Annotated in this window: 1 pseudogene; it reads right to left on the bottom strand. The window is 44.2% G+C overall.

The features are described from left to right. Nucleotides 1-570 (bottom strand): annotated as a pseudogene (locus tag ACFIO3_RS15895) (DNA repair protein RecN); the annotation flags it as partial.

The following is a 570-nucleotide window of genomic DNA, read 5'->3' as shown; positions in this document are numbered from 1 at the left end:
TTTAATATCTGTCGCTATTTTTTCTAATTTAAGCATATCAGCACGACGAAGAGAAAGAGCTTCCTCTTCACCAACTTTAAAATCAAGCTTTTCAAGCTCTTCTACACACGCACGAAGATAATCAACCTCCCGTACAGCACTCTCTACTTTAAGACGCTGCCGTTGCAAACGCTCCTCAAATTCACGCCATGTGTGATAACACTGACACAAATTTTCCACTTCATCTTCAAGACCACCAAAGGCATCTAATAATTGGCGATGTGTAGCAACATCAACAAGCGCACGATCATCATGTTGTCCGTGGATTTCAACCAACAAACGGCCAACACTCCGCATCAATGCAACACTAGACACCTGATCATTGATAAAAACACGGCTACGTCCATCACTTGATTGCACACGTCGTAAAATAATATCACCCTCATCATCAAGACCATTCTCACGAATAAGTTGACGTGCAGGATGTGAAACAGACACATCAAAAACAGCTGTAACCTGCCCGCGGTCAACCCCATGACGCACAAGCGAAGCATCACCCCGCCCCCCTAGAGCAAGTGATAAAGCATCAAG

The sequence above is a fragment of the Bartonella sp. AD328YNZD genome (genome assembly GCF_042196425.1).
This window is presented reverse-complemented; position numbering and strand designations above follow the sequence as displayed.